This window comes from Streptomyces sp. NPDC001970, assembly GCF_053594115.1.
Genome location: NZ_JBSFDW010000027.1, coordinates 18,578 through 42,624, shown reverse-complemented (window position 1 = coordinate 42,624; position 24,047 = coordinate 18,578). Strand labels below are relative to the sequence as shown.

Here is a 24,047-nt window from a genome sequence, read left to right as displayed (position 1 = left end):
TCATGGCACTACATTCGCACTGCCTAGTGAAGCGTCTTCCTTGGAATGCGGCTTCAGGACGCCTCTCCCACCCGGACGGTCCATGTCGCGCCACTCCGGCCTCAGTCCTGCCAGGTTCGTGGTGAGGAAGTACGCGGTCCCGCAGGCGAGCAACACGGGCAGCAGTCCGGCGGAGGCCACCGCCGCCCCGGCGACCAGTCCGCCGAGAGGGATGCCGGACCAGGCCAGCGAGTCACCGAGCGCGTTGACCCGGCCCAGCAATCGGCGCGGCACCCGCTCGAGGAGGACGGCCCCCAGCACCGGGTTGAGGAAGCCCGCACCGAATCCGCTGACGGCGAAGACGGCCAGTGCCGCTCCCAGCGGGGCGTCGAAGGCGAGGACCAGGAATCTCGGCGCGCCGGCCAAGAGGAACCCGGTGAAGAACAGCACCCTGCGCCGCAGCCGGTGTGCGGCCACCGCGGCGATCAGGCTCCCGCCGATCGCAGCGGCTCCCATCACGCTGCCCAACAGACCCATGGCAGCCGGCCCGTTGCCGGACTCTTTGGCCCAGACGGGTACGAGCACCGTGGTGAACGCCGCGTCCAGCAGGTTGGTGATGCCGACCACGACGACGACGGTGAGCAGCAGCGGCTCGCCCCGCAGGAACGTGAAGCCCTCGCCGAACCGCCGCCAGTAACCCGGTCCCGTCATCCCGGCCTGTGAGGATGCTTCCTCGGTGGCATGTCCCATGCCGCGAGGCAGCGCCAGTCCGATGATCACCGAGCCGAGAGCGAAGCAGGCCGCGTTGACGGCAAGTCCCGTCAGAGGGCCGAGGAGTGCCACCAGGGAGCCGCCGACCGCCAGACCGACGGTGGAAGCGAGCCGCTCGGTCACACCGGACAGACCGGTGGCCCGCTCCAGCGGCACCCGGCCGCGCTCGGCCGCCTCCGGGACCATGACCTCCTTGGCCAGGTCACCGGGGCCGCGGGCCGCGCCGATCAGTGCGACCAGGACCAGGAGGAGCGGAAAGGAGAGCAGGTCCAGGGCGTGGAACAGGGGAACTGCAGCGGCTGCGCCCGCGCTTGCCAGGTCGGTGGTCCAGGAAACGGCCCGCGGGCCGATCCGGTCCACCAGTGGCCCGGTGAATGCCTTGACCACCACGTAAGGAGTCATCTCGCAGAAGGCGACCAGTCCCGTCTGGGTGGCGCTGCCAGTCGTGACGAGCACGAACCAGGGCAGTGCCACAACAGAGATCCGAGTACCAGTCAGCGACACGGCCATGGCCGTCAGCACCCCGCCCAGCGGCCGTAAGGACCGTTTGCCGGATATGCCGTCAGAGCGCGAGACGTCGTCGGTCATGACGTCTCCGCTCCTGTCGCTTCCTGAGGACTGGGAGGGAACGCTGACGCGGCAGGCGTGTCCAGCTCGGGCAGGAGATGCGTGATCACGGCGACCCGTTCGGCTCCCTCGGGGGCGCTTGCCGCCGCCTCCGGTGCGTCTCGCCGATAACGAGTGATGACTTCCTTCAACTCACGCTGCAAGGCGGCGGTTTCCTCGGGCGTGAGCCGCAGGGCCCAGTCGCTCATATCGAAGGTGTCCCGCCACGCGCGGGGCATCATCTGCAGCTCGTTCAGCGTCTGCTGGGTGCGAAGGGTGTAGATGGCGGCGACGGACTGGAGGTAGGCCAGTGCAGCCTCGGGCTCGCGCTCGGCCAGATCCGGGTCGTTGAACCATGTCGTCCGGTGCACCGAACGCCACCAGCGCTCTCGCGCGTTGCCGCGTTCCGTGTCCTCCTCGACGAAACCGGCCGCGCCGAGCTGCCGCAGATGGTAGCTGGCCGTGCCGGAGTTCACGCCCAGCCGTTCAGCGAGGCGGGTGGCCGTCGACGGGCCGTACTTCCGCAGCAGCCCGACCAACTGCACGCGCACCGGATGCGCCAGGGCACGCAGCCCCTTGGCATCCAGAACAACCGAGTCCTCTTCAACCCTCGGGCCATCTGGCCTCTCCAAAGCATCTGCCATCCGGCACAACCTAGACCACAAAGAGTTCTTCGCAAAGAGCCCTTCGCGAAGAACTCTTTGCGGTTTGCTGGCCCGGCGGGCGCTTGGTCTTCCATGTCTTCGAGAGCCTGGCGGAGTTCATCCGCGAACTCATCGTCCAGGGCACCGACGAGGGCCTGGACGCCGCCCGCGCCCGAGGTGACCGCCTCGGCCGCCCGCCGGCGATGGGATCACCGCGCCGCGCGGTGACCGCTTCGTCTCCCGCGTCTCCCTCATCGCCCCGCACGACGGGACCCTCGACGGGCGCCTTCTGCACACCATGACGACCCCGCCCACCGTCGCCCAGGTCATCGGGACCTTGGCCCCCGGCGCGCCCGTTCGAGCCACCGTCGACCGCGCCACCTCCCCCGGGGAGATCGTCCTGACCGCCTCGACGCAGGCCGCGATCGACCAGGACTGCAGGGTGATCCGCGCAGTCGAGCGACTCGGCCTGCACGACGGGGCGGTCCAGTGATGACCGTTCTGAGCGACACCACATCTCCGACACGAGCGCCCCATCTGCACCCGGTCGCGCCGGAAGTCGTCGGTTGGCCGTCGGCGCTGCGCCTGCCGCACTGCGCGCGGCCCTCGGCGCCACACTGCTGGGCCGGATCCCGCTCGGCATGGCCCCGGTCGCTCTCCTGCTCGCCGTACGGGACCAAGGGGCACCTACACCAGCGGCGCCACTCGTCCGCGACGCCGCCCTTGAGGCCATCATCAACGGCAGCGAGGCCATCACCCGCAAGATTCTGGAGACCATCGAGGTCGACCAGACCGCCGAGGACGCCCGCCAGGAACACCGCCGCAACCGTCGCCCCCGCCGCCGGAGGCCGGATGCCGACGCAGCCTGACCAACTCCGGCAGCTGCCCATTGCTCTCGGCCCCGTCCACCCCGGCTGCCCGTCCGTTCGGACGGTGTCTCAGACCATGGCGAGCCGGTCCACCAGCAGCTCCACCCTCCGCTCGGCGTCCGCCGGCGGCAGCCGTCCCGCCCGGGTCAGGGTCGCAAGGCCGTGCAGGGCCGCCCAGAACACCTCGGTGAACAGTCCCGGGTGGACGCCGTCCCCGGCGACCTCGCCGAGGCTTTCCAGCAGGGCGGCGAAGGCGTCCTTCAGCGGCTCCGGGGTGTCCTCGTGCGCGAACGCCAGGCCGCCGTCGAGCTGGAACATGGCGTCGTAGACCGCCGGGTTGCGCTCGGCGAAGTCGAGGTAAGTGCGGGCGAGGGCGGTGACCCGGGCGCGAGGGCCGTCAGCGGCGGAGGTCGCGGCCCGCAGCGCCGCGGCCATCTCGGCGGCACCCTCGAGGGCGACGGCGCCGATGATCTCGCGCTTGCCGCGGAAGTGGCTGTAGAGGACGGGCTGGCTGTATTCGATGCGCTCGGCGAGCCGGCGGGTGGTGACCGCGTCCCAGCCCTGCTGCTCGGCGAGTTCGCGGGCCGTCGCCACGATGAGGCGCTCGCGGCCCGCCCGTTCGCGCTCCTTGCGTTCCTGTACCGACATGGTTCGATCCTAGCACCGCTAGACAAGTGAGCGGCAGCAGTACTAGCGTTGCCTCATCAGCTAGCAACACTAGATGCCAGGAGGGTCATCATGCTCAACGCACTCGAGGTGTTCACCACCGTGGTCGTCGGCGTGATGGTGGGGGTGGAGTTCTCCGTCGCCTTCGTCATCAACCCGATCCTCAACGCCCTCCCCGAGGACAGTGGCCAACTCGGCCGCGCCCACGGGGGCCGGATGCTCGGCGCCGTGATGCCGGTCTGGTACATCACCTCGCTCGTCCTCGTCGCGGTCTGGGCCATCGCCGGATGGCACCGCCCCGGCGCCGGACTCGTCGTCACCGCCGGCGCGCTGCTGATCCTTAGCGTGGTCATGTCGCTCCTGCTGCTCGTCCCGATCAACAACCGCGGCAAGACGTGGACCCCTGACAACCGGCCCGCCGACTGGAAGGAGCAGATGAACCGCTGGGACCGCTTCCACTACGTCCGCGTCGCCGTCATCATCGCCGCCTTCGCCCTGCTGGTCGCCGCCCTCGCCTGAGCCCGCGGGCCGACACCGCGCAGGTGGCGGCACTCCTCTACTCCGCGGGCGGTAGCCGACGATTCGCACGGATCTACACCGCCCTCGGAACCCAGGACCCCCTCTACCGGAGGTTTCTGCCTCTATCGAGATCGCGACTTCCGCGAAAGCCAGGTCGTTCGAGAACCCCGGGCCTCCGCCTTCTCAAACGACCTGGCATCCCAACAGGCCAACGGCTCGCTATCTGACAGATGCGCCGCGACAGAACACCAGACGGCAAGGTCCCCACCGGGCAGCGAGACGAAGCGGCATCCTCGCGGTCCTGTGATCTGCCAAACTTCGAACGACGTGTCGGCCGAACACGTCAAATGCGTGCCACTGTCGAACACCATCCGCAGGGCGCCGGACTTGAACGCCACCGCGGACAGGACTTTCGCCCCGAACAGTGGAAGAGCCGCAGCCACGTTCTGGGACTCCGGCGTCAGAGGCACAGGACTGGTGTGGAGTGACCCTGCCGAGAGCCGAGCTGGCGCTTCCAGCACGACTTCCCACCCTGCGTCGAGGGCGAGCGTCAGCCGAAAGTCGATGCAGACCCTGGCGACACTCATCCCTCGGAGGTTCAGGACCCAGCGGTCCTCATGCTCGAACAGTTCCACTTCAGTGCTCATCACCGCACCATGGTCCACTCCATCGCAGGCACCAAGGGATTTCGCTCCTCCTCGGCGTCACCGTCTGCTGAGCCGACGACGCTCACCGCCCATGGAGGTTCCGTAGAAGCCGGCTTCGCTGAGAATTCGAGGAGAGGCGTTCGCAACCATCCTGGCAAACCGGCAGTTCAGGTCGAGATCAACAGGCAAGTACCGTGCGACGGGACACCGAGCGCGATCCGGCCGCACGGCGCAACGCGCCCCGGTGAACGTGACGTGGACATAGTCGGCTTCCAGTTGCCGCGGTGTTGGGGCTCCTTGAAATTGGTTCTGGCCGCGATTTCGTGAAGTTCATGGTCGTTTCCCGCCGGGCGCTGACGAGTACCTCCGAGCCGCCGTCTCGGAGGCCAGTAGAGATCGCCTCCCATCAGCGTGAAAATCGCTTCCCGTGGTGGTGGGGTGGGTCAGCGGGGTGGTCTTCGACCTGACGGGACGCCGTGGATGATGGCCCGGTGACGAACATCAGTGGCAATCATGTGAAGGTCCACTTCCGGATGGAGGTGGACGAAGACGGCTGGCCGCCTGCGAGCGTCGAGAGCCTGTGGGCAGTGGACCTTGGCGACGGCACGGTGCGGTTGGACAACACGCCCTGGTTCGTACGCGGAGTCGCCAGCGACGACATCATCCGCGTGGAGATCGACGACGAAGGTGTTCGGTGGGCTGGAGAGACTGTCCAGGCCTCTGAGAACTGCACGATCCGATTGATCGTTCTCAAGGACGGAGGCTCAGCAGCTGCCCGGCAGAGCGTGCTGGAGATCTTTCACAGCCTCGGTACGACCGGCGAGGGAATCGAGCAGTACGGCATGGTTGCTCTGGACGTCCCACCGGATGCGGACCTGCGGCGGACTCAGCAGCTCTTGGAGCACGGTGAGGCCGAGGGGTGGTGGCACTGGGAGGAAGGGTGCGTCACTGCCGCATGGGAGGCAACAGCCGCAGGATGAGGGGTGCCGCGGCGCTGACCCGGTGATTCACGGAACTGCGGCCAGAACCTTGAAATTCCCCAGCCCCGCTCTTCGCGTCACTTGGTTGCGGGCTCAACCGCTCCCCCGCCTCGGGGGGATCGGCCCCACCACGTCTTCGCGGGACGAGCTCAGCACAAGTCATCGCTAGAAGGGGGAGAATTGGAACGATAGGACGTCGAGGGAGACCGTGACGACACCGTGGAGGCTCCTGGCGGGGCGCCGGAAGAGGGGGACAGATGGCGGCACCGAGGATGGTGTGGGGGGAGCCGGACCCGAACCTTGAACTGGCCGCGGAGGCGGGTGACGTCGGGGCGATGAAGGCTCTCGGCAAGCACCTTTACGAGTCCCATGCCGGCCTGGAGCACGCCGAGCGGTGGCTGCTCGCCGCGGCCGAGGCCGGGGATCACGAGGCGATGTACCAGCTGAGCAGGGTCTGCTGGGATCTCGCCGTCAACAGGCACCCGAACGGCGATGCGGACGAGGCCAGATCGGCCGACTGGTGCAGGCGCGCCGCGCAGGCGGGATGGCCCGAGGCGGTGCGAGCCATGGGCTGGACGAGCGGCCTCAGCGCCGACGAACGTGAGTTCTGGCTTCGGTGCGCAGTGGAGGGCGGGGACCTGTGGGCGATGACCTCCCTGGCAGAGCTGGCCAAGAAGCGGAAGCGGCTCGACGACGCTGAGCACTGGTACCGGATGGCGATCGCCCACGGTGTGTCCTACGTGCGTACCGATCTGGCCTACCTGCTCACGAGGCAGGGGCGGTTGAGTGAGGCGGAGGAGTGCGTGCGGCCGGAGGCCGAGGCGGGCTCAGCGAGAGGCGCCTGGCAGCTGGCCGACGTACTGAAGGAGCTCGGTCGGAAGCAGGAAGCCTCCGCATGGCGGGAAACACACGAGGTTCTGCGCGCCCGGGAAATCGAGGAGAGCGGCCCACTGCGGTCGGGCACCGCAGCGGAACTCGCCACGGTCGTCGTCACCGCGCTGGTCACCACCGCCGTTGTACCTTTCGTCCAGGCACTTGTCGCCAAGGCTGCCGAGGATGACTACGGACAGGCCAGGGGCCTCGTCCGCCGGATGCTGCGCCGGAACGGGGAGCCGGGACCGGCCGTCGAGGCCCTCGAGGAGTCCACGCGCGATGATGAACCCGGCCTCCTCATCGCCGACGACACAAAGGCGGGGATCACCCTCTTCGTGTGGTCGAATGCCTCGGACGAGGCACTGCGGGCTCTGTCGTCGATCGACATGGACGAGCTGACGGCCCGCAGACCGGACCAGGGCAGGGTGCGCCTCGTGTGGCATCCCGCGACCGGCAGGTGGCGCATCCGCGGGGAATGACACACCGTCTGTGTGATCTGGCTACCGGACGGTTGGTCGTTCCCCGGTGTCTCAGCTTGGTTCCGGGGCCTGTCCAGGGTGGGCCCACCGGTCAGGACGGCCACTGTTCCACCTCGTGCCAGAAGGCGCGAACCCTGGCGTTGAAAGCGTCCGGGGCCTCCTGGAACGGCTGGTGGGCCTCACCCGGCATGACCTCGTAGTCCGCGCCCGGGATCGCGTCCGCGACGACGCGCCCGAGCCGTGGAGGCGTGGCCCTGTCCAGCTCGCCGGCCAGGACGAGGGTTGGTGCTGTGATGCCCGGCAGTCGGTCGAGCGTGTCATGAACCATGAAGGGCTCGAGCTGGCGCTGGAAGGCCTCGGCCGACTGAGGGTGGGGAAAGGCGAGCGCCTCGTCGATGATCCGCTGCACCGTGCCGTCCGCGTGGGCGCGCGGGGTGTAGATCCACAACAAGAACGCCTCCAGCATGGAGCGCTCGTCCGGCGCGTCCGTCGCCAGCCAGTGCCAGAACCGCGTCATGGAAGTGAAGTAGGCGTCCGCCCGTGCCCAGGTGCTCATCAGGACAAGGCTGCGCACGAGCTCCGGGTGGCGGAGCGCGAGCTCCTGGGCGATCGCACTGCCGCCCGAGAACCCGGCGACATGGGCCTTCTCGACCTGGAGCGCGCCGAGCACTGCCGCGGCGTCGTCGGCCATCATGGCCACGGACATCGGCTCCGGCGGCAGCGGCGTCCGTCCGGTCCCTCTGTTGTCGTAGGCGATGACCCGGTACCAGTCCGACAGCCCGTCGAGCTGCGCCTGCCACGCCTCGGCAGGGTCACTGAGCCCCGCGATCAGCAGCACGTCGGGCCCTTGGCCCCGGTTCTCCACCCAGATGTCGGTTCCGTTGACGTGAACGCGTTCACCCATGGCCATGCACCTCCGCACCCATGATCCCGCCGCGCGGCCCTCATGACACGACTGACACAGCGTCCGCGTAGGCCACGGATCAGATGACCGTTGCAAAGGCAGCCCGCCGCCTCGGCGCCGCCCGCCAGGGATTCAGCGGGTCGCCAACCGTCATCCAGGCCGCCCGCGACCTGCCGCATCGCGTCACCGAGCAGGTGCATGGCAATGAGGAAGGCGGACGGACGACCGATCGAACGGCGTGCCGGAGGCCTGCACCGATGGGAACCGGGGGCTCGCCGCGCTCGCCACTCCGAGCGACACATCGCTCCGGCCGGGTTTTGCCCGGTCCATCGGGGGTAGACGCATGAGCCTCTACGGAGGGACACAAAATGAGTGCCGGAGAAAAGACCAAGGCGAAGGCTGAACAGGTCATCGGCAAAGCGGTGAGGAAGGCGGCTCACGCTGTGGGTAAGGAGACTCTCGCGGCGAAAGGTGCCGCTCTCCAGACCCGAGGCGAGATGCGTGAAGCGAAGGAGAAGACGAAGGACTCCTTCACTGGCTGACCCGGCTGCCTCGCCCCACCCGGTGGTGCCTGGCCGCGCCGACTTCCCGGCCATGCCTCCCTGGTGGATCCGGCCGCGGAAGCGGCGCGGCCACATGCTCCGGCGGATGAAGACAACCTCGCGATGCCGGTTGACTCGTCCGGCGATCGGCGGCGCACTTCCCGTTCGGGCGCCGCAGCCGCACGGCGCGGGGGGATTGGGAACGCAATTGATACCTGGTGGCCAGCGGCAGTCGCGGGGCATGGGGAGGGGCGAGCGTCCAGGGACGTCGGACCGCTCTTTTGGCGTCAGCAGATGCGTGGGAGGTCTCCGCCGGAGGAGCACCCTCGACGCTGACGCGTTGTTCATCGCCGGAAGTGTCCTGTCGCCCAAGCTGCCAGCTCTGTGCGTGCCGCCTCCAGCAACTCATCGGGTTCGACGCCCCGCCGCCCGTCCGGGTGTAGTCACCCGCGCTGCGCCCGCGGCCGAGGGCTTACCGCGCCCCGCCGGCCCCGGCAGCCAGTTCCGCCGCACGGGCCAGGTCCTGGGTGCGGCGTCTCAGCGCGGCGGTGGCTGCCAGGGGCGCGCGGGTCGTCCGTAGCCTCCAACAGGGAGAACAGGGCGAGCGGTTCGCTCTTGGCCGCCTTGAGGGGAACGTCGTTCTCGCGGGACAGGCCGCGCAGTCACTTGTCGGCTGCCGCAAGCTGCTCCAGGCCGAGGATCGACGCGATGGCGTCGTACATCTCACTGGGTCTGCCGCCGATCATATGAGCCAGTTCGGAGTACGAGAGGAAGGGCCGGTACGCCGTCAGGTCCTCGTCCCCGCCGAGCTCGGCGAGCGGCATCGCGCATGGCCGAGCCGGTCCAGCACGGCGTCCGAGTCGGCTACGTCGTCACCGCGCCACGTGCGCAGCACGGTCGCAGGCTCCGTATCACCTCCGACGAGCAACTCGACCGCGATCTGCGGGCCTTCACCGTCGTGCAAGTTGCGCCAGCTCTTGCGCCAGATGTCGCTTCGGCCACGCCAGCGAGCATGGTCGCCAGTCAGTGTGATCGGGTTCCCATACCGGGGGTGTTCATCGTCTCCAAGAGCGTCAGCAGGCTCTGATGGTCAACGGAGTTGTTTGCGCCATCCTTGAGGAGCGGCTTGCGATCAGGTCCTCAAGGATCAGCTCCTGGTCGCCGTCAACGTTTCCGGATTCCGGCCGCGAGGCGGGACCGAATCTGGCCGGGCCCGGCCAGGGGGCGAACTGCATTCCGGTTCGCCTGATCGGGGATGACACACAGGACTGGCCGCAGCAGCCGAGCCGTGCCCATCAAGTATGCACTTTCAGTCGAACTACTCGAATGATCTAGCGAACCCCCTCAACAGACTGATTGGGTACCGCATGTAACACCAAGCGCATCAGCATCAGTAATGAGGGGGACGTAACGTGCGTACAAGGCGCACCAAGAATGTGGTCGCGGCGGTTTTCGCCGGGGCGCTGATAGCAACAGCCGGCCCGGCGCTCGCGCATGCACAGTCGTTGCAGAGCGGTGACCCGATGCCGCTGACAGCGTCGGATCTCCAGGACGCAGCCGCATCCGCAAGCACCTTCGGGCTTAAGAACTCGAAGTCCGGGAAGTTCCTGCAGCCTTCGGGTGGCAGCACGGCAAACGGCGCCAAGGTCGTCCAGCAGCCTGGAAACCAGGCCCTGAACGTGCAGCATTGGATTCTCGTCCCGGACGGCAACTACTACAGCCTCGAGAACGCCGGCTCGCGAAAGAACCTCGGCATCAACGGTGCGAGCACAGCGGCCGGTGCGGGGGCCATCCAGGCCAATGGCTCCAGCGACATCAACCAGGACTGGGTGATCAACTATGACGCCTACAGCGCTCCTGGCGTGTTCGCGCTGAAGAACCGCAAGAGCGGCCTGTGCTTGGGCATTTCGGGCGCGAGTACCGCCAATGGCGCACAGGCAGCTCAGTTCCGCTGCGATGGAAATGCCAACCAGGGCTGGAGTTTGGTCTTCCCGGGCTGACCTATTCATCGGAAAGCTGTCGTCGCGGCGCCCCGGACCTCAAACGGTCCGGGGCTCCGTAACGTACCCAAGGGGACTTTCGCTTTCGGCACTCGTTTGACAACAATGCTCGTCACCATCGCTGAACGCGGCGTGCCAGCTTCCGGCCCCAGGTCTGGCTCGGAGCTTCTACGTATCGGTAGGTGAATACGCACAGCGGCAACAAAACTGTATAGAAAGCCGCTTCGAGGGCGAGATTATCCCGCTGCAACCGGCCGATCGTGCCGTCGGTCACCGCCAGCAGCACCGGATGCACCAGGTAGACCGAATAACTGATCGTTCCCAGTCCGGCCAGCCAGCGCGGTACCCGCCGGCGTCGCAACGCCAGCCCGACGCCGAAGGTGAACACGGCCAGCAGAAATGCCACGATCCAGCCGCGCCGTGTGAAATGGGACCCGTCGCCGTACTCGTACGCGCTTCCCACGGCGCAAGCGATCACTAAGACGGCTGTGCAGGCCGCCCACGGCCAGGTGCTCTGACCGTGCTCGGCCCGGTAGACGGCGGTGCCGAGGAACATCACGGCGAGGACCGTCAGACCCTCCCACATGGGGACCGTGCCGTTGAACGGGACCAGGACGAGCGCCAGCACGCCGCCCAACACGCCCCCGAACACGCGAAGCACCGGTGACCCGGCGCTCGCACAGCAGATGGCAGCCACCATGACGACTGATGCGAGCGCGACCAGCGGGCCAGTGCCAACCGTGCCCGAGAGAGCGGAGACCGGCAACACGACTCCTGCCGTCACGCTTACGGCGGCGAGCACGGCCAGGGTGACGGCGACCGCTGCGGATCGCTGGTGAAGGCGGACCGTGAATAGAGCAACGACCAGCAGGTAGAAGGCCATCTCATACGAGAGCGTCCACAGGACCATGAGGAAGTTGGGCGTCCCCAGCAGCTCTTGCAGCAAGGTGACATGGGCGGCGGCCACTGTGACAGCGCTCTGCTGACCGAAGTCAGCGCGGATATCCGCGATGCCCAGCAGGCTGAGGACAAGGGCCGGGATGACAACAGCCGCCCACAGCGGGTACATACGAAATACCCGCCCGATCCAGAAAGTCCGCACACAGCCCCGGCGCTCAAGCGACGCGGGGATGATGTAACCGCTCACCAGGAAGAACACCATGATGCCGTACCGGCTGGTGTTGAACTCCGGCATCAGCTCCCGCCGGAACTCCGGCATGAACGAGTACGACGAGTGGTCGAACACCACGACCAGTGCCGCGATGCCGCGCAACGCGTCCAACCAGCCCAACCGCGACGGGCCGACCGACGCGCCGGATTCAGGTGATCGTGACACCGCGGAGCGTAATCGCTCCAGCGGTGGAGGGACGAGCGCGGGAGGTTCCATACCTATACTCACGTATCGTCCATCGCCGCTGTTCAACTACATGCCGATCATTCGCCGGTACGCCACGAATGGCACCGGTTCGCAGCCTTGATGCCGCCGTGGCCGGAGTTCGCTCCGGCCACTTCCACGCCATCTCCCCAGCGCAGGCGTACCCTGCCACGTCGATCCAGGATGTCACCTAGCGTCTCTGATCAGCTAAGCGAACCCATGCGAACCGTAAGGTCCGGTGTGGGTTCTGCCCACCTGGGCGGGGCAGCATGAGCGTGGAGATGGAATCCCGCGCCCAGTGCTGCCCCTCGCGGCTTGTGCCGGTTGGTGGGTGTGCTGATCGTGGTCACGCCCTGGTGCCGGTGGGCTGCGCGGGGCAGCCGGGTCCGGCCCGTTGGTGCGTGTCCCTCCGGACGCTTGTCAGTACGACCGGAAGGCCGTGCTGGGGAGGGAACCTCACGTCGCCTGGGCGTGAGGCGGTTGGTTCGCGGCCGGGTGGGGCCGGTCTTCGACCGGTCCGTCCGGCTGGTCTTCGGGGCGGCCGTGATGACGGCCTTGGCCTCCATGGTGTCCACCACGGCGCGGATCACCATGGCGCCGCTGGCGCGGTCCGCAACGGTCTTGGCCTGGTGCGAGAGGCCGCGTGCAGCGATACGCCGCCAAGCGCCCTGGTCTCGGTCACCCTGCCAGCCGCAGCCGGGGCAGATGGCCCACTTCCAGCCGGACACGGTGGGCCGGTCCGGTGCCTTGCGGTGGCGGAGCGGCGTCAAGCAGCAGGGGCAGTGCTTGGAGGTGTTGCGCGGTGGAACGGTGACCACGGCGATGCCGACTTCGGCGGCGAGGTGCCGCATGCGGTCGGCGATCTGCCCGCGCACAGTCTGCGACAGGCGGGTGTTCTGGGTGCGGCCCATGCCCCCGGCTTCCATCGACCGCAGGTCTTCCAGGTAGATGACCGTGGCCCCGGCAGCAACGGCCTGATCGACGGCCCAGCGGGCGGCGGCCCACGCCAACGCGTCGTTGAGGTTGGAGCGACGCTCGCAGACGCGGCGGATCTCCTCCGCCAAGGTGGCGGCCTTGCCGTCCAAGGTGTTGTCGGCGAGCCGGGCGTAGTGGTCGGTCTTGGCGTGCAGGCGCTCGGAGATGCGGCGCAGCCGGTACTGCTTGGCGAGCACCCCGGCGGCCCGGAACTGGGCGCCTGCCCCGAGGGCGGTGATCCGCCCGTCTTGGTGGAGCCGGGCAGCACCCTCGCTGAGGAGGGTGTTGAGGCCCCAGTCCACGCCCAAGGCCACGGTGTGGCCGGTGCGCTGGGCTTTCGGGACCGGGTGGGTGTAGGCGAGGTTAGCGCGCACCTTCCGGTCTGTGATGCGCAGGGTGGGCAGGTGGATTACCGCGTTCGCCGGGACCGTGGGCGGCAGCGTGATGGGGCACTCGACCCAGGTCCAGTCACGGTATGCCTGTGGGTCGGGCCGGGTGGGGAGCTGTAAACGCAGCAGGGCCTTCGTCGGCTCCGTGGCGGATCGTTCGATGGTGGCCTGCTGCCCGTCGCAGGCGGCGAGGAGCAGCATGCGCGGCACACGCGGGGTGGGCTCCAGCTCGAACACGTCGGCCGGGAGACGGCCGTGTTTGCGCTCGAAGGAGATGATCTGACGGGTGCGGGAGCGGATGATGCTGGATGGCAGGTACTCGCCGCCCGGTATCGCGGCGCGCACTCGCTCCCACTCCTGCGGGGTGCGCTTCTTCGGGTCGGCGGGCCAGGCCGCCAGGACTCCGGCCAGCAGGTCGGCGCGCCACTTGACCGACCGCAGCGCACGCCCGGCCTGTTCCTGGGCCATGCGTACGATCCGGTCGTTCACCTTCGCCTCGAAGGCGGCGGTCCAGCCGAGGCGGCGCAGCGCCATCCAGGCGTTCGACGGCAGCTTCCTGCCGCCCGCATCCTGGCCGGAGGCGAGCGTGTCCACGTCGGTGGTGTTCCAGTGCTCGGCCAGAAGCGTGCCGGACATGCCGGCTACCAGCTCGGTGCACCAGCCCGCGCGTTCGGCCAGGGCCCTGGCGGTGAGGAGTTCGCCGGTCTCCTCGTCCACGCCCGATCGGATGAGGGCGCGGGCGCATGCGGTGCGGGAGGTCTCGCCGTCGGCGAGCGGCAGTTTCCGGCTCACGTGGCACGGCCCTCGTCGTTGCACTGGCCGGACTCGGCCAGCAACCGCTTGCGGTTCTCCGCACTGCGCATCCCGTACAGGCGCCCGGCGAACGTCGTCACCAGGGAGACGAAGTCTTCGAGGAGTTCGACCCGGCCCCCGAGCTTCTTCGGGTGCAGCACCTCCACAGTGACCCCGTACACGGCGAACAGCCGCTTCAGCCAGCCCACCCCGAAGCGGGCCAGCCGATCCTCATGGGTGACGCGGACCACGGTCACCGAGCCGTCCGACACCATCGCCAACACCCGGTTGAGACCCGGCCGGTTCTCCTTCAGGCCCGAGCCACGGTCCCGGACGACCTTGACGATCTCACCGGTCGAGGTGGCCCGCAGTTCGGCCTCCTGTGCCCCCAGAGAGGACTCCTGCCCGGACGAGCCGGACACGCGCACCTACAGCAACTCCAGGCGCAGACGGGCGGTTGAGGAGTCGCTACCACGCTTCATGTTCTCCACGTCCACGGAGGAGAAACGGCGCTCACGGCCGACCCACGTGAACGGGATCTTGCCGTCCAACGCCCACTGGCCAAGCGTCATCGGGTGTATCCCGAGACGCTTCGCAGCCTTGGACATACGCAGCAACTCCACGCACGCGACCATACATGCACAACACTAGGGATAACTAATGAAGTTGGTAAGCCTCGCCGTTTCGGTTGGGCTGAGGCGGCTGCGTTGATCATCAACTGTTGGGTGATCGAGGCGATTCTGTTGCCTGGGCATGGTGGAGTCCCGGCGCAATGGTCGGGTTCTCCGGGTCCGTCGGATCGTGGGTGGGCCCGGGGGGCCGCAGGTCAGTCAATCGGTCGGGGCAGTGCGGCAAGGCGGTGGAAAGCCGTGGCCAGTTCGTGTCTCCAGGGCCAGGTCGCCGAGATCCGCAGGCGGAGGCGGCGTCCACCGCGGGTGAGGCGGGCGGCAACGTGTAGCAGTCGGTAGCGACGTTTCTCGACAAGGTTCATCGTCCCAGCTCAGAAGGCACTTCCGTATTCCCTCCCCGCTTCCGGCCTCATCTCAACCGAAACGGCGAGGCTAGTCGCCGAGGACCCGCTCCCACAGCAGCCCGTCCCGCCAGCTCCCGTCGAGAAAGATCGAGGAGTGCGCGACGCCGTACGGGCTGAACCCGTTGCGGCGCAGCACCCGCTGCGACGGCAGATTCTCCAGATTGGTGGACGCCTCGGCGCGGTGCAACCCGAGTTCGTCCGTCATCACCCGGAGTACAAGCCCGACGGCGTGCCCGGCGTGCCCTTGATTCTGGGCGACGCTGGCGATCCAGTATCCGACGGAGCCGCGGCGCAGGTGCGGCTGCGGCAGGATGCCTCCAACGGTGACCTGCCCGATCACCTGGTCGTCGGCGAGCACCACGCCCGGCCAGACCGAGCCGGCCCGGTATCCGGCCAGCAGGCTGTCGATCCGCTCCGCCTGGCCCTCCGTGGTGAAGAAGTCGGCCGGCTGGGCCGGTTCCCACGGCCGGAAAGCCTCGAAGTCCCGCACCCGATGCGCGGCTATCGGGGCGGCGTCGGTGGGCTCGATCAGGCGGATCCTGGTGCTGCTGCGCATGGGCTGATCCTCGTCGCGGCGCGTCGGATGAGACGGCCAGCCTATGCGAGGGTGCCCGCGCCGCCGCACCCTACGCCCGCCGGAGGATCGAGTCGATCCCGCAGCTCGTGTTCTCGATACCCTGCACGCAGAAAGTGCCCTCCGCTTGGACCGACAGAACCCCTCGAGAAGGTTCATCGTCCCAGCTCAGAAGACACTTTCGTATTTCCTCCCCGCTTCCGGCCTCATCTCAACCGAAACGGCGGGGTCAACTCTCTTTGATGGGTACGCGGACGGTGGCGCCGGCTCCTTCGGTTCCTTCGCTGCCCAGGTGCCAGGTCAGGTCGGCGGCCGGTCCATACGGGGAGGAGAGGGTGCCGATCTGCATGGCGAAGTCCAGGTGGGTCCCTGGGGGAATGGCGTCGGGGGCCCCGGCGCAGTTGAGGTATCCGCTTTCTACTAGTTTCGCCATTTGGACGCGGTAACGCGGGCAGGGGTGCAGGGAGATGGGGCGGGCGCCGGTGTTTGCCAGGCGGACGGTGAAGTGGTACCGCTGGCCTGGAGTGACGGCCTTAGCTAGCAGCTTCGTCACTGCCAGAGTAGGGGCAGGGCCGGTCTCATGTGAGGCTCCGGCCTAACGCGCACCCCCGCTTGACGCTCACCTCGCGAGCCGGATGCCGCGCGCGTCCGGGCTCGCGGACAATGGCGCCCTTCTCCTCGATCTTCACCAGCTGCTCGTGGACGGACGCCCGGCTGCGCAGCCCGACCTCCCGGCCGATCTCCACGACGGTCGGCGCCTCCCCGCGCTCCGTGATCCACTCCCGGATGCATCGCACGATGCGTTCCTGCTGGTCGGTGAGGTGGACCACCCGAGGCCGGATCGTTGCCCGTCAGGCCGCGGCAGTAGGCCGTGCCGAGGCGGCAGGTGTGCAGCGGATCCTCGGAGCAGCCCTCCTCGTTGCGCCCCCATCGCGGGTCGCGCAGCAGGTTCAGCACGGGTGCCAATGCCTGCAGGCTGTTGGTGCCCGGGCCCGCCGCGGGCGGACGGTGCCGGTGGAAGGCACGCAGTTCGGCCGAGACGGCCGCCGCGACCTGGTGCACCCGATCCTCGTCCCAGGTCGCGCCGAGCCCCACGGCCTGCGGGAAGACCGTCGCCACGCCGCGCCGGGCGACGCCGTGCAACGCCTCGGTACCGATCCGGAAGGAGGCGATGCCCAGGCGTGGCACCGCCGGCGCGTACTGATGCAGCATGGCGAGCCGCTCATCGAGTGTGAGCCGTTCCAGCAGATCGTCGACACGCTTGTGGATCGCTAGCGCGGGGTCGCGGAAGGGTGGCCGGTCGGCGGTGGCCAGGGACGGAGAACGCACGGAATCAAACCCCTCGACAGGCTGGGCGCGGACGGCGGTTGTGAACTCGGGTCTCAGGTCACTGTGAAGTCGACAGCACGACCATTGTCGAAGCGCATCGACGCTGGGACTTCCCTCTGCTGAGCTGTCAATGGCCAGGAACGAACAAACTCTCTTTGTCCCTGCTCCTTGTTTCGCTCGAAACACGTCGTTACCTTCGCCTTTCAGGTGAAGCGCTTCGACACTCCAAAGGGGAAGGGCCGCCGCCATGAGTCACGAGTTGAGCCGGAGGAGGGGCGCTACGACATCACCCGACGCCCACCTGGACCGACTGCACGCGAACGGGGTGGCCGTCGACCTCGCCACCCCGACCGCCTCGCCGCCGCCCTGGTTCACCCCGACGCGCTGCCGGTGCCTCACCCACGGCAGCCGGGACACCTACTACCTTGCCGCCCCCGCCTACCGCGACGCTTCCCGTCGCATCGCCTCAGCGATGTCATCGGCGGTGGGACCCTGCTGGTCCACCATGCGGCCGGGTTCGTCGACGACCGCCTCCCACCCTCGGCGGCTACCCCGCCCAGCCGCTGCGCGAGGCGCTGGGTGTCCGGGTCGAGGAGTACCGCCCGTTGCGGCGCAGCGAGCGGATCGTTCTGTCCGACGGCACGCACAGCACCACCTGGAGCGAGTCCCTTCGCTCCGAGGGCGCCGAGACGCTCGCCACCTACACCCACGGCATGCTCGCGGGCAGCCCCGCGCTCACCCGGCACCGCTTCGGCACCGGACAAGGCTGGTACCTCTCCACCCGCCTCGACGACACCGACTACCGCGCTCTGGTCGGCCGGCTGCTGAAGGAGGCCGGCGTCCAACCGGACGTACCAGGTCTGCCGACCGGTGTCGAAGCCGTCACCCGCCACGCACCTGACGAACGCCGCCGGCACGTCCTGATCAACCACCGTGCCGACGCCGTGCCCCTGCCGGACCCGGCCCACGACCGCTCACCGCCACCACCGCACACGAACTGCCGCCCGGCGGCTGTGCGGTGCTGCGCAGGCCCTGACACGGAAGGCCACCATGACCACGGAACAGCGGACCCTCTCTTGGGGCCACCATGCCCTGGAAGTCGACATCGCTCTCGGCGACGAGGACACGGTCCGTCTGACGCGCCTCGCCCTGCCCGGCGAGACGGCCGGCGGTCCCCGCACACCACTGCCCCTGGTCGAGGTGACGGCCGCGGGTCACGGCCGCGACTGGTCGGGCAGCCGCCTCATCGACACGGCGATCGGCGCACGGCTCCGCCACCGCGGACACAGCGCGGTGCGCTCGGGTGACTGGCATGTGCTGACCATCGAACTCCACGATCCCGGGACGGGGTTGGTGGCCGAGGTGGTCTATCGGTCACCGGACGGCGTGCCCGCGCTCCGCAGCGAGGTGACCCTGCGCAACGAGGGGGATCGCACGCTGCATCTGGAGTCCGTCAGCAGTCTCGTAGCGGGCTGCCTGACCACGGAAGGTCCGGCCGCCATCGACGCCGCGGACCTGCTGTGGGCGGAGAACGACTGGCTGGCCGAGTGCCGTTGGCAGCGCAGGCCCATGCGCCTGACCTCGCCCGTCCTCAGCGGACGGGTCCGCTACCCCAACGGCAAGGGAGGCTTCGCCCAGACCGGGCAAGGCACCTGGTCCAGCTGCGGACGCCTGCCCATGGGCGGACTGACCGACCGCCGCACGGGCCGGACCTGGGTGTGGCAGATCGAGCACAACGGCGGCGGCTGGCGCTGGGAGTGCGGCGAACGTGACGACGCCGTGTATCTGGCGCTGTTCGGCCCCGGTGACACCCACCACGGCTGGCGCCACGCCCTGAAGCCCGGCGGCGCCTTCCGCACGGTACCCGCCGCGCTCGCCTTCGGCGCCGACGGCGGACCCGATGCGGCCTTCGCCGCGCTGACCCGCTACCGCCGAGCGACGCGCCGCCCGCACGCCGACCACCGGCGCCTGCCCGTCATCTTCAACGACTACATGAACTGCCTGATGGGAGACCCCACCACCGACAAACTCCTGCCACTGATCGACGCGGCGGCCGAGGCCGGCGCGGAGTACTTCGTGATCGACGCAGGCTGGTACGACGACGGTGACGGCGGCTGGTGGACCTCGGTGGGCGCCTGGGAACCGGCAGCCTCCCGTTTCCCCGAAGAACGTGGCATCCACGAGGTGCTGGACCGCATCCGCGAACGCGGCATGGTCCCCGGCCTGTGGCTGGAGCCGGAAGTGGTCGGTGTGCACAGCCCCGTGGCCAAGTCGTTGCCCGAGGAGGCGTTCTTCCGACGCGACGGCGTGCGCGTCACCGAGGTGGGCCGGCACCACCTGGACCTGCGTCACCCTGCAGCTCGCGCCCACCTCGACCACGTGGTGGACCGCCTGGTCGGCGAATGGGGTGTCGGCTATCTCAAACTCGACCACAACATCGACCCCGGCTCCGGCACCAGCAGCCACCCTGGCGAGGCGCCCGCGGCCGGGCTGCTCGGCCACAACCGCGCCCACCTCGACTGGCTCGACGGCATCCTCGACCGCCACCCTCACCTGGTGGTGGAGAACTGCTCCTCCGGCGGTATGCGGTGGGACCACGCCCTGCTCTCGCGGCTGCAGTTGCAGTCCACCAGCGACCAGCAGGACATGCGGCTCTACGCGCCCATCGCGGCTTCCGCACCCACTGCCGTCACCCCGGAGCAGGGCGCCGTATGGGCCTACCCGCAGCCGGAGGACTCCCTCGACGAGGTGGCTTTCACGATGACCAACGCACTCCTCGGCCGCATCCACCTCTCCGGCCGTATCCCGGAACTGCGGCCCGAAGCCCGCGCCCTCGTCCACGAGGCCGTCGCCGTGTACAAGACCATCCGCGCCGGCCTGCCGCAGGCCGTGCCCTCCTGGCCGCTCGGCCTGCCGGCCTGGGACGACCCGTGGCTTGCCCTGGCCCTGCAGACCCCCGCCACCACCTACGTCGCCGCCTGGCGCCGCCCCGGTGCCGAAGCCGCCACGACCCTCCGAATACCCCACCTGCGGGGGAGCGCGGCCCGTGTCGATGTGCTCTATCCCTCCGTCAGTCGGGCCGCCCCTGTCTGGAACGCGGGCCCGGCCGAGCTGACGCTGACGCTGCCCATCGCGCCGTCCGCCGTACTGCTCCGCATCGCCCCCATCGTGCCGGACGCTTCATGAGCCGCCGGCACAACGCCTCATCCGACGAAAGGACAGAGCGGGTGCCCCACCAGCACCAGGCGGACAGCACGTTCGCCAACCCCGTGATCCCCGGCTTCTACCCCGACCCCAGCATCTGCCGGGTCGGCGACGACTACTACCTCGCGTGCTCCAGCTTCGAGTACTTCCCCGGCGTCCCCCTCTTCCACAGCCGCGACCTGGTCCACTGGACACAGATCGGCAACGCCCTCGACCGGCCGAGCCAACTGTGCCTGCCCGCGGATCTGCCGTCCTCCGCGGGGATCTACGCCCCCACCCTGCGCCATCACGACGGCCGCTTCTGGCTGATCGTCACCGATGTGAGAGAGCGCGGCGGCAACCTGATCGTCACGGCCACCGACCCCGCCGGACCGTGGTCGGATCCCGTCCGGGCCCCGGGGGTGCCCGGCATCGATCCCGACCTGGCCTGGGACGAGGACGGCACGTGCTGGTGCACGGTCGCCGGGGTGTCGCAGGTCCGTATCGACCCGTCCACCGGGGAGACGTACGGGCCACCGCACAGGCTCTGGTCCGGCACGCCCGGTGCCAAGGCCCCGGAGGCGCCGCACCTGTACCGGATCGGCGACTACTGGTACCTGCTCATGGCCGAAGGCGGCACCGAGCGCGGCCACGGTGTCTCGATCGCCCGCGGGCGTACGCCCACCGGACCGTTCGAGCCGTGCCCGGCCAATCCGATCCTCACCCACCGAAGCACCGACCACCCCATCCAGAACACCGGCCACGCCGACCTCGTGCAGGCCCCCGACGACTCCTGGTGGATGGTGCTGCTCGGCGTACGGCCACGCGGCGGCACCCCGGGCTGGCACGTCCTCGGCCGCGAAACGTTCCTCGCACCCGTGACCTGGGCGGACGGCTGGCCGGTCGTCGGCGAGGTGCCACTGGAGGCGCCCGCTCCCGGATGGCCGCTCCTCCCCGGCCCCGTCGAGGCTTCCCGGGACGACTTCGACCTCAACGAAGTGCGACCGTCCTGGATCTCCCCCCGTGACCGCCCCGCCGAGCACTACAGCACCAAGGAGCGCTCCGGATGGCTGACGCTCCGGGCTCGCGGCGGCTCCCTGGACGAACGGGACGTCGTGTTCGCCGGCCGGCGCCAGCAGCACTTGTCGTGCCGGGCGCGCACCCTGGTCGACCCCGCATCGGGACGCGGCGGCCTCGCCATCCGCCTCGACGAGCGGCACCACTACGAGATCGAGGCATCCGCCACGGACGTCCGGGTGATCGCGCGCGTCGGCTCGTTGCGCACCGTCGTGGCCTCCAAGCCCCTGCCCACCGGGCCGGCGGTGGTCCTCGGCATCAACATCACCGAACCGCCGGCTGCGCACGACGCGCGCACCGGACCCGACGTCGTCTCCCTCGGCATCGGGGAACCGGACGGCACGTTCACCGAGCTCGCGACGCTCGACGGCCGCTACCTGTCGACCGAAGTGGCCGGCGGCTTCACCGGCCGGGTCATCGGCATGTACGCCGCCGAAGGCACCGTCCACTTCGACTGGTTCGACTACGAAGCGCTCGCACCATGAGGCGGCTTTTGCCCTCTTCCGGACCACCGATCGAGCCATCCCGCACGACCGACCGAGAAGGGGACAGCACGTGAAAACCACACCGCCACCCACGCACCATCGAAGCCGCGGATCCGGACGCCTGGCCGCCCTGCTGCTGGCGCTGGTCGTCATGCTGGGGCTGTCCGGCGGCACCACGTTTGCCGCACCCGACGGCACCGGGGAACCGTCGCGGTCGACGGTCAGTGTTCCGGGCAACGCCATGGACGCCGTCGTGGCGATGCAGCCCAGCTGGAACCTGGGCAACACCCTGGACGCCATTCCGGACGAGACGTCCTGGGGCAACCCGCTGGTCACCAGAGACCTTTTCAAGACCATTCGCGCAGAGGGCTTCCGCAGCGTCCGCATACCGGTGACCTGGACCGACCGTCAGTCCGCCACCGCTCCCTACACCGTCGACGCCGCGTTCATGGACCGCGTCGAGCAGGTGGTCGACTGGGCGCTCGACGAGGGCCTCTACGTCGTGCTCAACGTCCACCACGACTCGTGGCAGTGGGTCGCGAAGATGCCCGCCGACCACGACAACGTGCTCACCCGCTTCAACGCCCTGTGGACCCAGATCTCGGCGACGTTCCGGGACGAGCCGCGCACCCTGCTCTTCGAGAGCATCAACGAGCCGGGCTTCGACGACGCCACGGCCGAGCGGAAGACCGAGCTCCTCAGAGAGCTGAACACCTCCTTCCACTCCATCGTCCGCTCCTCGGGCGGCGGGAACGCCGACCGCCTGCTGGTGCTGCCCACAGAGTTCTGCAACTCCTCCCAGCCCTTCATGGACGCCCTGTCCACCACGATCGACTCGCTGAACGACCCCAACCTGGTCGCCACCGTGCACTACTACAGCTGGTACCCGTTCAGCGTAAACATCGCGGGCGGTACCCACTACGACGCCGCCGCCCAGAAGGACCTGGACGACGCCTTCGCCCGCATGCACGACTCGTTCGTCGCCAAGGGCATCCCCGTCTACCTCGGCGAGTACGGTCTGCTCAGCTGGCCCGACCACCACCACCCCGACCGCGTCGAGCGGGGTGAGGCGCTGAAGTACTTCGAGCACGTCGGTCACGCGGCGCGCGTCGCCGGGGTCACCACCGCCCTGTGGGACCCCTTCGCCTACCTGAACCGCGCCACCCTGCAGTGGCGGGACCCCGCCCTGTTCGCCTGGATCAAGTCGAGCTGGACCACCCGCTCGGGTACCGCCTCCTTCGACAAGGTCTTCGTACCGAAGTCGAGCCCCATCACAGCCCAGACGCTCATGCTCAACCTGAACGGCACCAGCTTCCGGGGCCTGTGGCAGGGCGCCACCAAGCTGGTCTCGGGACGGGACTACACCCTCTCCGGCAACCGGCTCACCCTCACGGCCGCGGCGCTGACCCGGCTCACCGGCGACCGTTCCTACGGCGTCAACGCAACCCTCCAGGCCCGGTTCTCCCGCGGGCTGCCCTGGCAGATCGACGTCGTCACGTACGACCGTCCCGTGCTGTCGAACGCAACAGGGACCGGTTCGTTCACCATCCCCACGCAGTACCGCGGTGACGTACTGGCGACCATGGAAGCCAAGTACGCTGACGGCAGCAACGCCGGCCCGACCGACTGGACTCCCTTCCAGGAGTTCAACCGGGCCTTCTCGCCGGACTACCCGAACGGCACGATCATCCTGATCTCCGACTTCCTGGACGCACTCCGCGACAGTGAACCGGTGAAGCTGACCTTCCACTTCTACAGCGGCGCCACCGTCACGTACCACGTGACCAAGTCGGGAACATCCGTGACCGGCACGGCCTCCTGACCGATCGGTCCTGAGCCCGGTTGCCGGGATGCGTCCACCGGATCCCGGCAACCGGGCGACCACGCGGAAGCAATCGCACACCACGTGTGTCCTCCCCGGCACACCAACCACGTTCCGAAGGTGAAGGTGTGGGCGGCGTACAGGGCGTGGTACAGGAGCTGACCGATGGCTGACTTGCCTGACGGTGTGCCAGTCGGACCCCACGTGCACGCCGTCCGGAAGTTCCGGGGTGTGCCGCAGCGCCCGGTCGCGCCGGATTGGGCCGGCGGACCGGGTGCGCGTGCCCGCTTCGAGCGGGGCCGCGCGCGCCGGAAGGTTGACGCGCCGTCTCCCCGCGTGTCGCCCGGTGTCCCACTGGCCCCCTCCTGCCAGTGCCCGCGTTGCGGCGAACCGGCGACCCGAGGCCCTGGTGTTACCCCGTCGACGACTCATGTCGAAGCGCTTCAACGAGCTATGGACACCCCCACGCCGTGAGGCTACTGTCGGATCATCTCAACCCTTATTACCCGCAGCAGGGCCTTCGCGAAGTCCCTT

The 24,047-nt window shown here is 68.8% G+C and carries 25 protein-coding genes and 4 pseudogenes; 14 read left to right on the top strand and 15 right to left on the bottom strand.

What is annotated here, in order from left to right; translation table 11 throughout:
- A complete protein-coding gene (locus ACWCP0_RS28160; protein ID WP_451081578.1) occupies positions 1-1,338 on the bottom strand; it encodes an MFS transporter in 1,338 nt (445 codons plus the stop codon).
- Positions 1,335-2,000: an ArsR/SmtB family transcription factor gene (locus ACWCP0_RS28155; protein WP_451081577.1), complete on the bottom strand. Its 666-nt coding sequence runs from the start codon at positions 1,998-2,000 to the stop codon at positions 1,335-1,337. The genes ACWCP0_RS28160 and ACWCP0_RS28155 overlap by 4 nt, the downstream gene beginning before the upstream one ends.
- Before the next feature lie 83 nt (positions 2,001-2,083).
- Between ACWCP0_RS28155 and ACWCP0_RS28150 the strand changes: the two genes are divergently transcribed.
- The 3 genes from ACWCP0_RS28150 (at position 2,084) to ACWCP0_RS28140 (ending at position 2,869) form a co-directional block, all read left to right on the top strand.
- The gene (locus ACWCP0_RS28150) at positions 2,084-2,302 is read left to right on the top strand and encodes a hypothetical protein (RefSeq protein WP_451081576.1); all 219 of its coding nucleotides are present in this window, start codon (positions 2,084-2,086) and stop codon (positions 2,300-2,302) included.
- The gene (locus ACWCP0_RS28145) at positions 2,299-2,493 is read left to right on the top strand and encodes a hypothetical protein (protein WP_451081575.1); all 195 of its coding nucleotides are present in this window, start codon (positions 2,299-2,301) and stop codon (positions 2,491-2,493) included. Before ACWCP0_RS28150 ends, ACWCP0_RS28145 begins: the two co-directional genes overlap by 4 nt.
- Before the next feature lie 73 nt (positions 2,494-2,566).
- Positions 2,567-2,869: a hypothetical protein gene (locus ACWCP0_RS28140; RefSeq protein WP_451081574.1), complete on the top strand. Its 303-nt coding sequence runs from the start codon at positions 2,567-2,569 to the stop codon at positions 2,867-2,869.
- A gap of 69 nt (positions 2,870-2,938) precedes the next feature.
- Here the strand turns inward: ACWCP0_RS28140 and ACWCP0_RS28135 are convergent, their stop codons facing one another.
- Positions 2,939-3,517: a TetR/AcrR family transcriptional regulator gene (locus ACWCP0_RS28135; RefSeq protein WP_451081573.1), complete on the bottom strand. Its 579-nt coding sequence runs from the start codon at positions 3,515-3,517 to the stop codon at positions 2,939-2,941.
- Positions 3,518-3,607: 90 nt separating this feature from the next.
- Here ACWCP0_RS28135 and ACWCP0_RS28130 point away from each other — a divergent pair, with 90 nt between their 5' ends.
- Positions 3,608-4,054 (top strand): anthrone oxygenase family protein, encoded by a 447-nt coding sequence (locus ACWCP0_RS28130; RefSeq protein ID WP_451081572.1) that lies wholly within the window; start codon positions 3,608-3,610, stop codon positions 4,052-4,054.
- A 122-nt stretch (positions 4,055-4,176) separates the two neighbouring features.
- Here ACWCP0_RS28130 and ACWCP0_RS28125 read toward each other — a convergent pair whose 3' ends face one another.
- Positions 4,177-4,701, bottom strand: a complete 525-nt coding sequence (locus tag ACWCP0_RS28125; protein WP_451081571.1) for a DUF6188 family protein — start codon at positions 4,699-4,701, stop codon at positions 4,177-4,179.
- Positions 4,702-5,192: 491 nt separating this feature from the next.
- Between ACWCP0_RS28125 and ACWCP0_RS28120 the strand changes: the two genes are divergently transcribed.
- Both ACWCP0_RS28120 and ACWCP0_RS28115 read left to right on the top strand, forming a co-directional pair.
- Positions 5,193-5,681 carry a DUF4265 domain-containing protein gene (locus ACWCP0_RS28120; RefSeq protein ID WP_451081654.1) on the top strand — a complete coding sequence of 163 codons (489 nt, stop codon included), beginning with the start codon at positions 5,193-5,195 and terminating at the stop codon, positions 5,679-5,681.
- A 257-nt stretch (positions 5,682-5,938) separates the two neighbouring features.
- Positions 5,939-7,033, top strand: a complete 1,095-nt coding sequence (locus tag ACWCP0_RS28115; RefSeq protein ID WP_451081570.1) for a hypothetical protein — start codon at positions 5,939-5,941, stop codon at positions 7,031-7,033.
- Between the two features lie 91 nt (positions 7,034-7,124).
- Here the strand turns inward: ACWCP0_RS28115 and ACWCP0_RS28110 are convergent, their stop codons facing one another.
- On the bottom strand, positions 7,125-7,937 hold the full coding sequence (locus ACWCP0_RS28110; protein WP_451081569.1) for an alpha/beta fold hydrolase: 813 nt from the start codon (positions 7,935-7,937) through the stop codon (positions 7,125-7,127).
- 368 nt (positions 7,938-8,305) lie between these two features.
- Here ACWCP0_RS28110 and ACWCP0_RS28105 point away from each other — a divergent pair, with 368 nt between their 5' ends.
- Positions 8,306-8,479 (top strand): hypothetical protein, encoded by a 174-nt coding sequence (locus tag ACWCP0_RS28105; RefSeq protein ID WP_451081568.1) that lies wholly within the window; start codon positions 8,306-8,308, stop codon positions 8,477-8,479.
- A 662-nt stretch (positions 8,480-9,141) separates the two neighbouring features.
- Here ACWCP0_RS28105 and ACWCP0_RS28100 read toward each other — a convergent pair.
- Positions 9,142-9,303 (bottom strand): hypothetical protein, encoded by a 162-nt coding sequence (locus tag ACWCP0_RS28100; protein WP_451081567.1) that lies wholly within the window; start codon positions 9,301-9,303, stop codon positions 9,142-9,144.
- Between the two features lie 588 nt (positions 9,304-9,891).
- Here ACWCP0_RS28100 and ACWCP0_RS28095 point away from each other — a divergent pair.
- Positions 9,892-10,479 carry an RICIN domain-containing protein gene (locus ACWCP0_RS28095; RefSeq protein ID WP_451081566.1) on the top strand — a complete coding sequence of 196 codons (588 nt, stop codon included), beginning with the start codon at positions 9,892-9,894 and terminating at the stop codon, positions 10,477-10,479.
- A 112-nt stretch (positions 10,480-10,591) separates the two neighbouring features.
- Here the strand turns inward: ACWCP0_RS28095 and ACWCP0_RS28090 are convergent, their stop codons facing one another.
- From ACWCP0_RS28090 to ACWCP0_RS28050, 9 genes and pseudogenes are all read right to left on the bottom strand, one after another.
- A complete protein-coding gene (locus ACWCP0_RS28090) occupies positions 10,592-11,770 on the bottom strand; it encodes an acyltransferase family protein (protein ID WP_451081653.1) in 1,179 nt (392 codons plus the stop codon).
- 287 nt (positions 11,771-12,057) lie between these two features.
- A complete protein-coding gene (locus ACWCP0_RS28085) occupies positions 12,058-14,010 on the bottom strand; it encodes a zinc ribbon domain-containing protein (RefSeq protein WP_451081565.1) in 1,953 nt (650 codons plus the stop codon).
- Complete coding sequence (locus tag ACWCP0_RS28080) at positions 14,007-14,432, bottom strand: recombinase family protein (protein ID WP_451081564.1); 426 nt, start codon at positions 14,430-14,432, stop codon at positions 14,007-14,009. The genes ACWCP0_RS28085 and ACWCP0_RS28080 overlap by 4 nt, the downstream gene beginning before the upstream one ends.
- A 6-nt stretch (positions 14,433-14,438) precedes the next feature.
- Positions 14,439-14,633, bottom strand: coding sequence for an excisionase family DNA-binding protein (locus ACWCP0_RS28075; protein ID WP_451081563.1), 195 nt, complete (start codon positions 14,631-14,633; stop codon positions 14,439-14,441).
- Positions 14,634-14,836: 203 nt separating this feature from the next.
- Positions 14,837-14,989 (bottom strand): annotated as a pseudogene (locus ACWCP0_RS28070) (IS1380 family transposase); the annotation flags it as partial.
- An 82-nt stretch (positions 14,990-15,071) separates the two neighbouring features.
- Positions 15,072-15,599, bottom strand: a complete 528-nt coding sequence (locus ACWCP0_RS28065; RefSeq protein WP_451081562.1) for a GNAT family N-acetyltransferase — start codon at positions 15,597-15,599, stop codon at positions 15,072-15,074.
- Between the two features lie 247 nt (positions 15,600-15,846).
- Positions 15,847-16,170, bottom strand: a complete 324-nt coding sequence (locus ACWCP0_RS28060) for a hypothetical protein (RefSeq protein WP_451081561.1) — start codon at positions 16,168-16,170, stop codon at positions 15,847-15,849.
- Between the two features lie 25 nt (positions 16,171-16,195).
- Positions 16,196-16,447 (bottom strand): LexA family protein, encoded by a 252-nt coding sequence (locus ACWCP0_RS28055; RefSeq protein ID WP_451081560.1) that lies wholly within the window; start codon positions 16,445-16,447, stop codon positions 16,196-16,198.
- Positions 16,448-16,517: 70 nt separating this feature from the next.
- Positions 16,518-16,736 (bottom strand): annotated as a pseudogene (locus ACWCP0_RS28050) (glycoside hydrolase family 3 N-terminal domain-containing protein); the annotation flags it as partial.
- Between ACWCP0_RS28050 and ACWCP0_RS28045 the strand changes: the two are divergent.
- The 6 genes and pseudogenes from ACWCP0_RS28045 to ACWCP0_RS28020 all read left to right on the top strand — a co-directional run bounded on the left by ACWCP0_RS28045 (position 16,632) and on the right by ACWCP0_RS28020 (position 23,513).
- Entirely contained in the window at positions 16,632-16,892 is a 261-nt protein-coding gene (locus ACWCP0_RS28045) for a hypothetical protein (RefSeq protein WP_451081559.1), read from the top strand. The pseudogene ACWCP0_RS28050 and the gene ACWCP0_RS28045 overlap by 105 nt on opposite strands.
- Before the next feature lie 301 nt (positions 16,893-17,193).
- Positions 17,194-17,364, top strand: a pseudogene (locus tag ACWCP0_RS28040) (beta-galactosidase); the annotation flags it as partial.
- A 7-nt stretch (positions 17,365-17,371) separates the two neighbouring features.
- Positions 17,372-17,728, top strand: a pseudogene (locus tag ACWCP0_RS28035) (beta-galactosidase trimerization domain-containing protein); the annotation flags it as partial.
- A gap of 268 nt (positions 17,729-17,996) precedes the next feature.
- The gene (locus ACWCP0_RS28030) at positions 17,997-20,132 is read left to right on the top strand and encodes an alpha-galactosidase (RefSeq protein WP_451081558.1); all 2,136 of its coding nucleotides are present in this window, start codon (positions 17,997-17,999) and stop codon (positions 20,130-20,132) included.
- 41 nt (positions 20,133-20,173) lie between these two features.
- Positions 20,174-21,691, top strand: a complete 1,518-nt coding sequence (locus tag ACWCP0_RS28025; protein ID WP_451081557.1) for a glycoside hydrolase family 43 protein — start codon at positions 20,174-20,176, stop codon at positions 21,689-21,691.
- A 70-nt stretch (positions 21,692-21,761) separates the two neighbouring features.
- Entirely contained in the window at positions 21,762-23,513 is a 1,752-nt protein-coding gene (locus ACWCP0_RS28020; protein ID WP_451081556.1) for a cellulase family glycosylhydrolase, read from the top strand.
- Positions 23,514-24,047 lie beyond the last annotated feature (534 nt).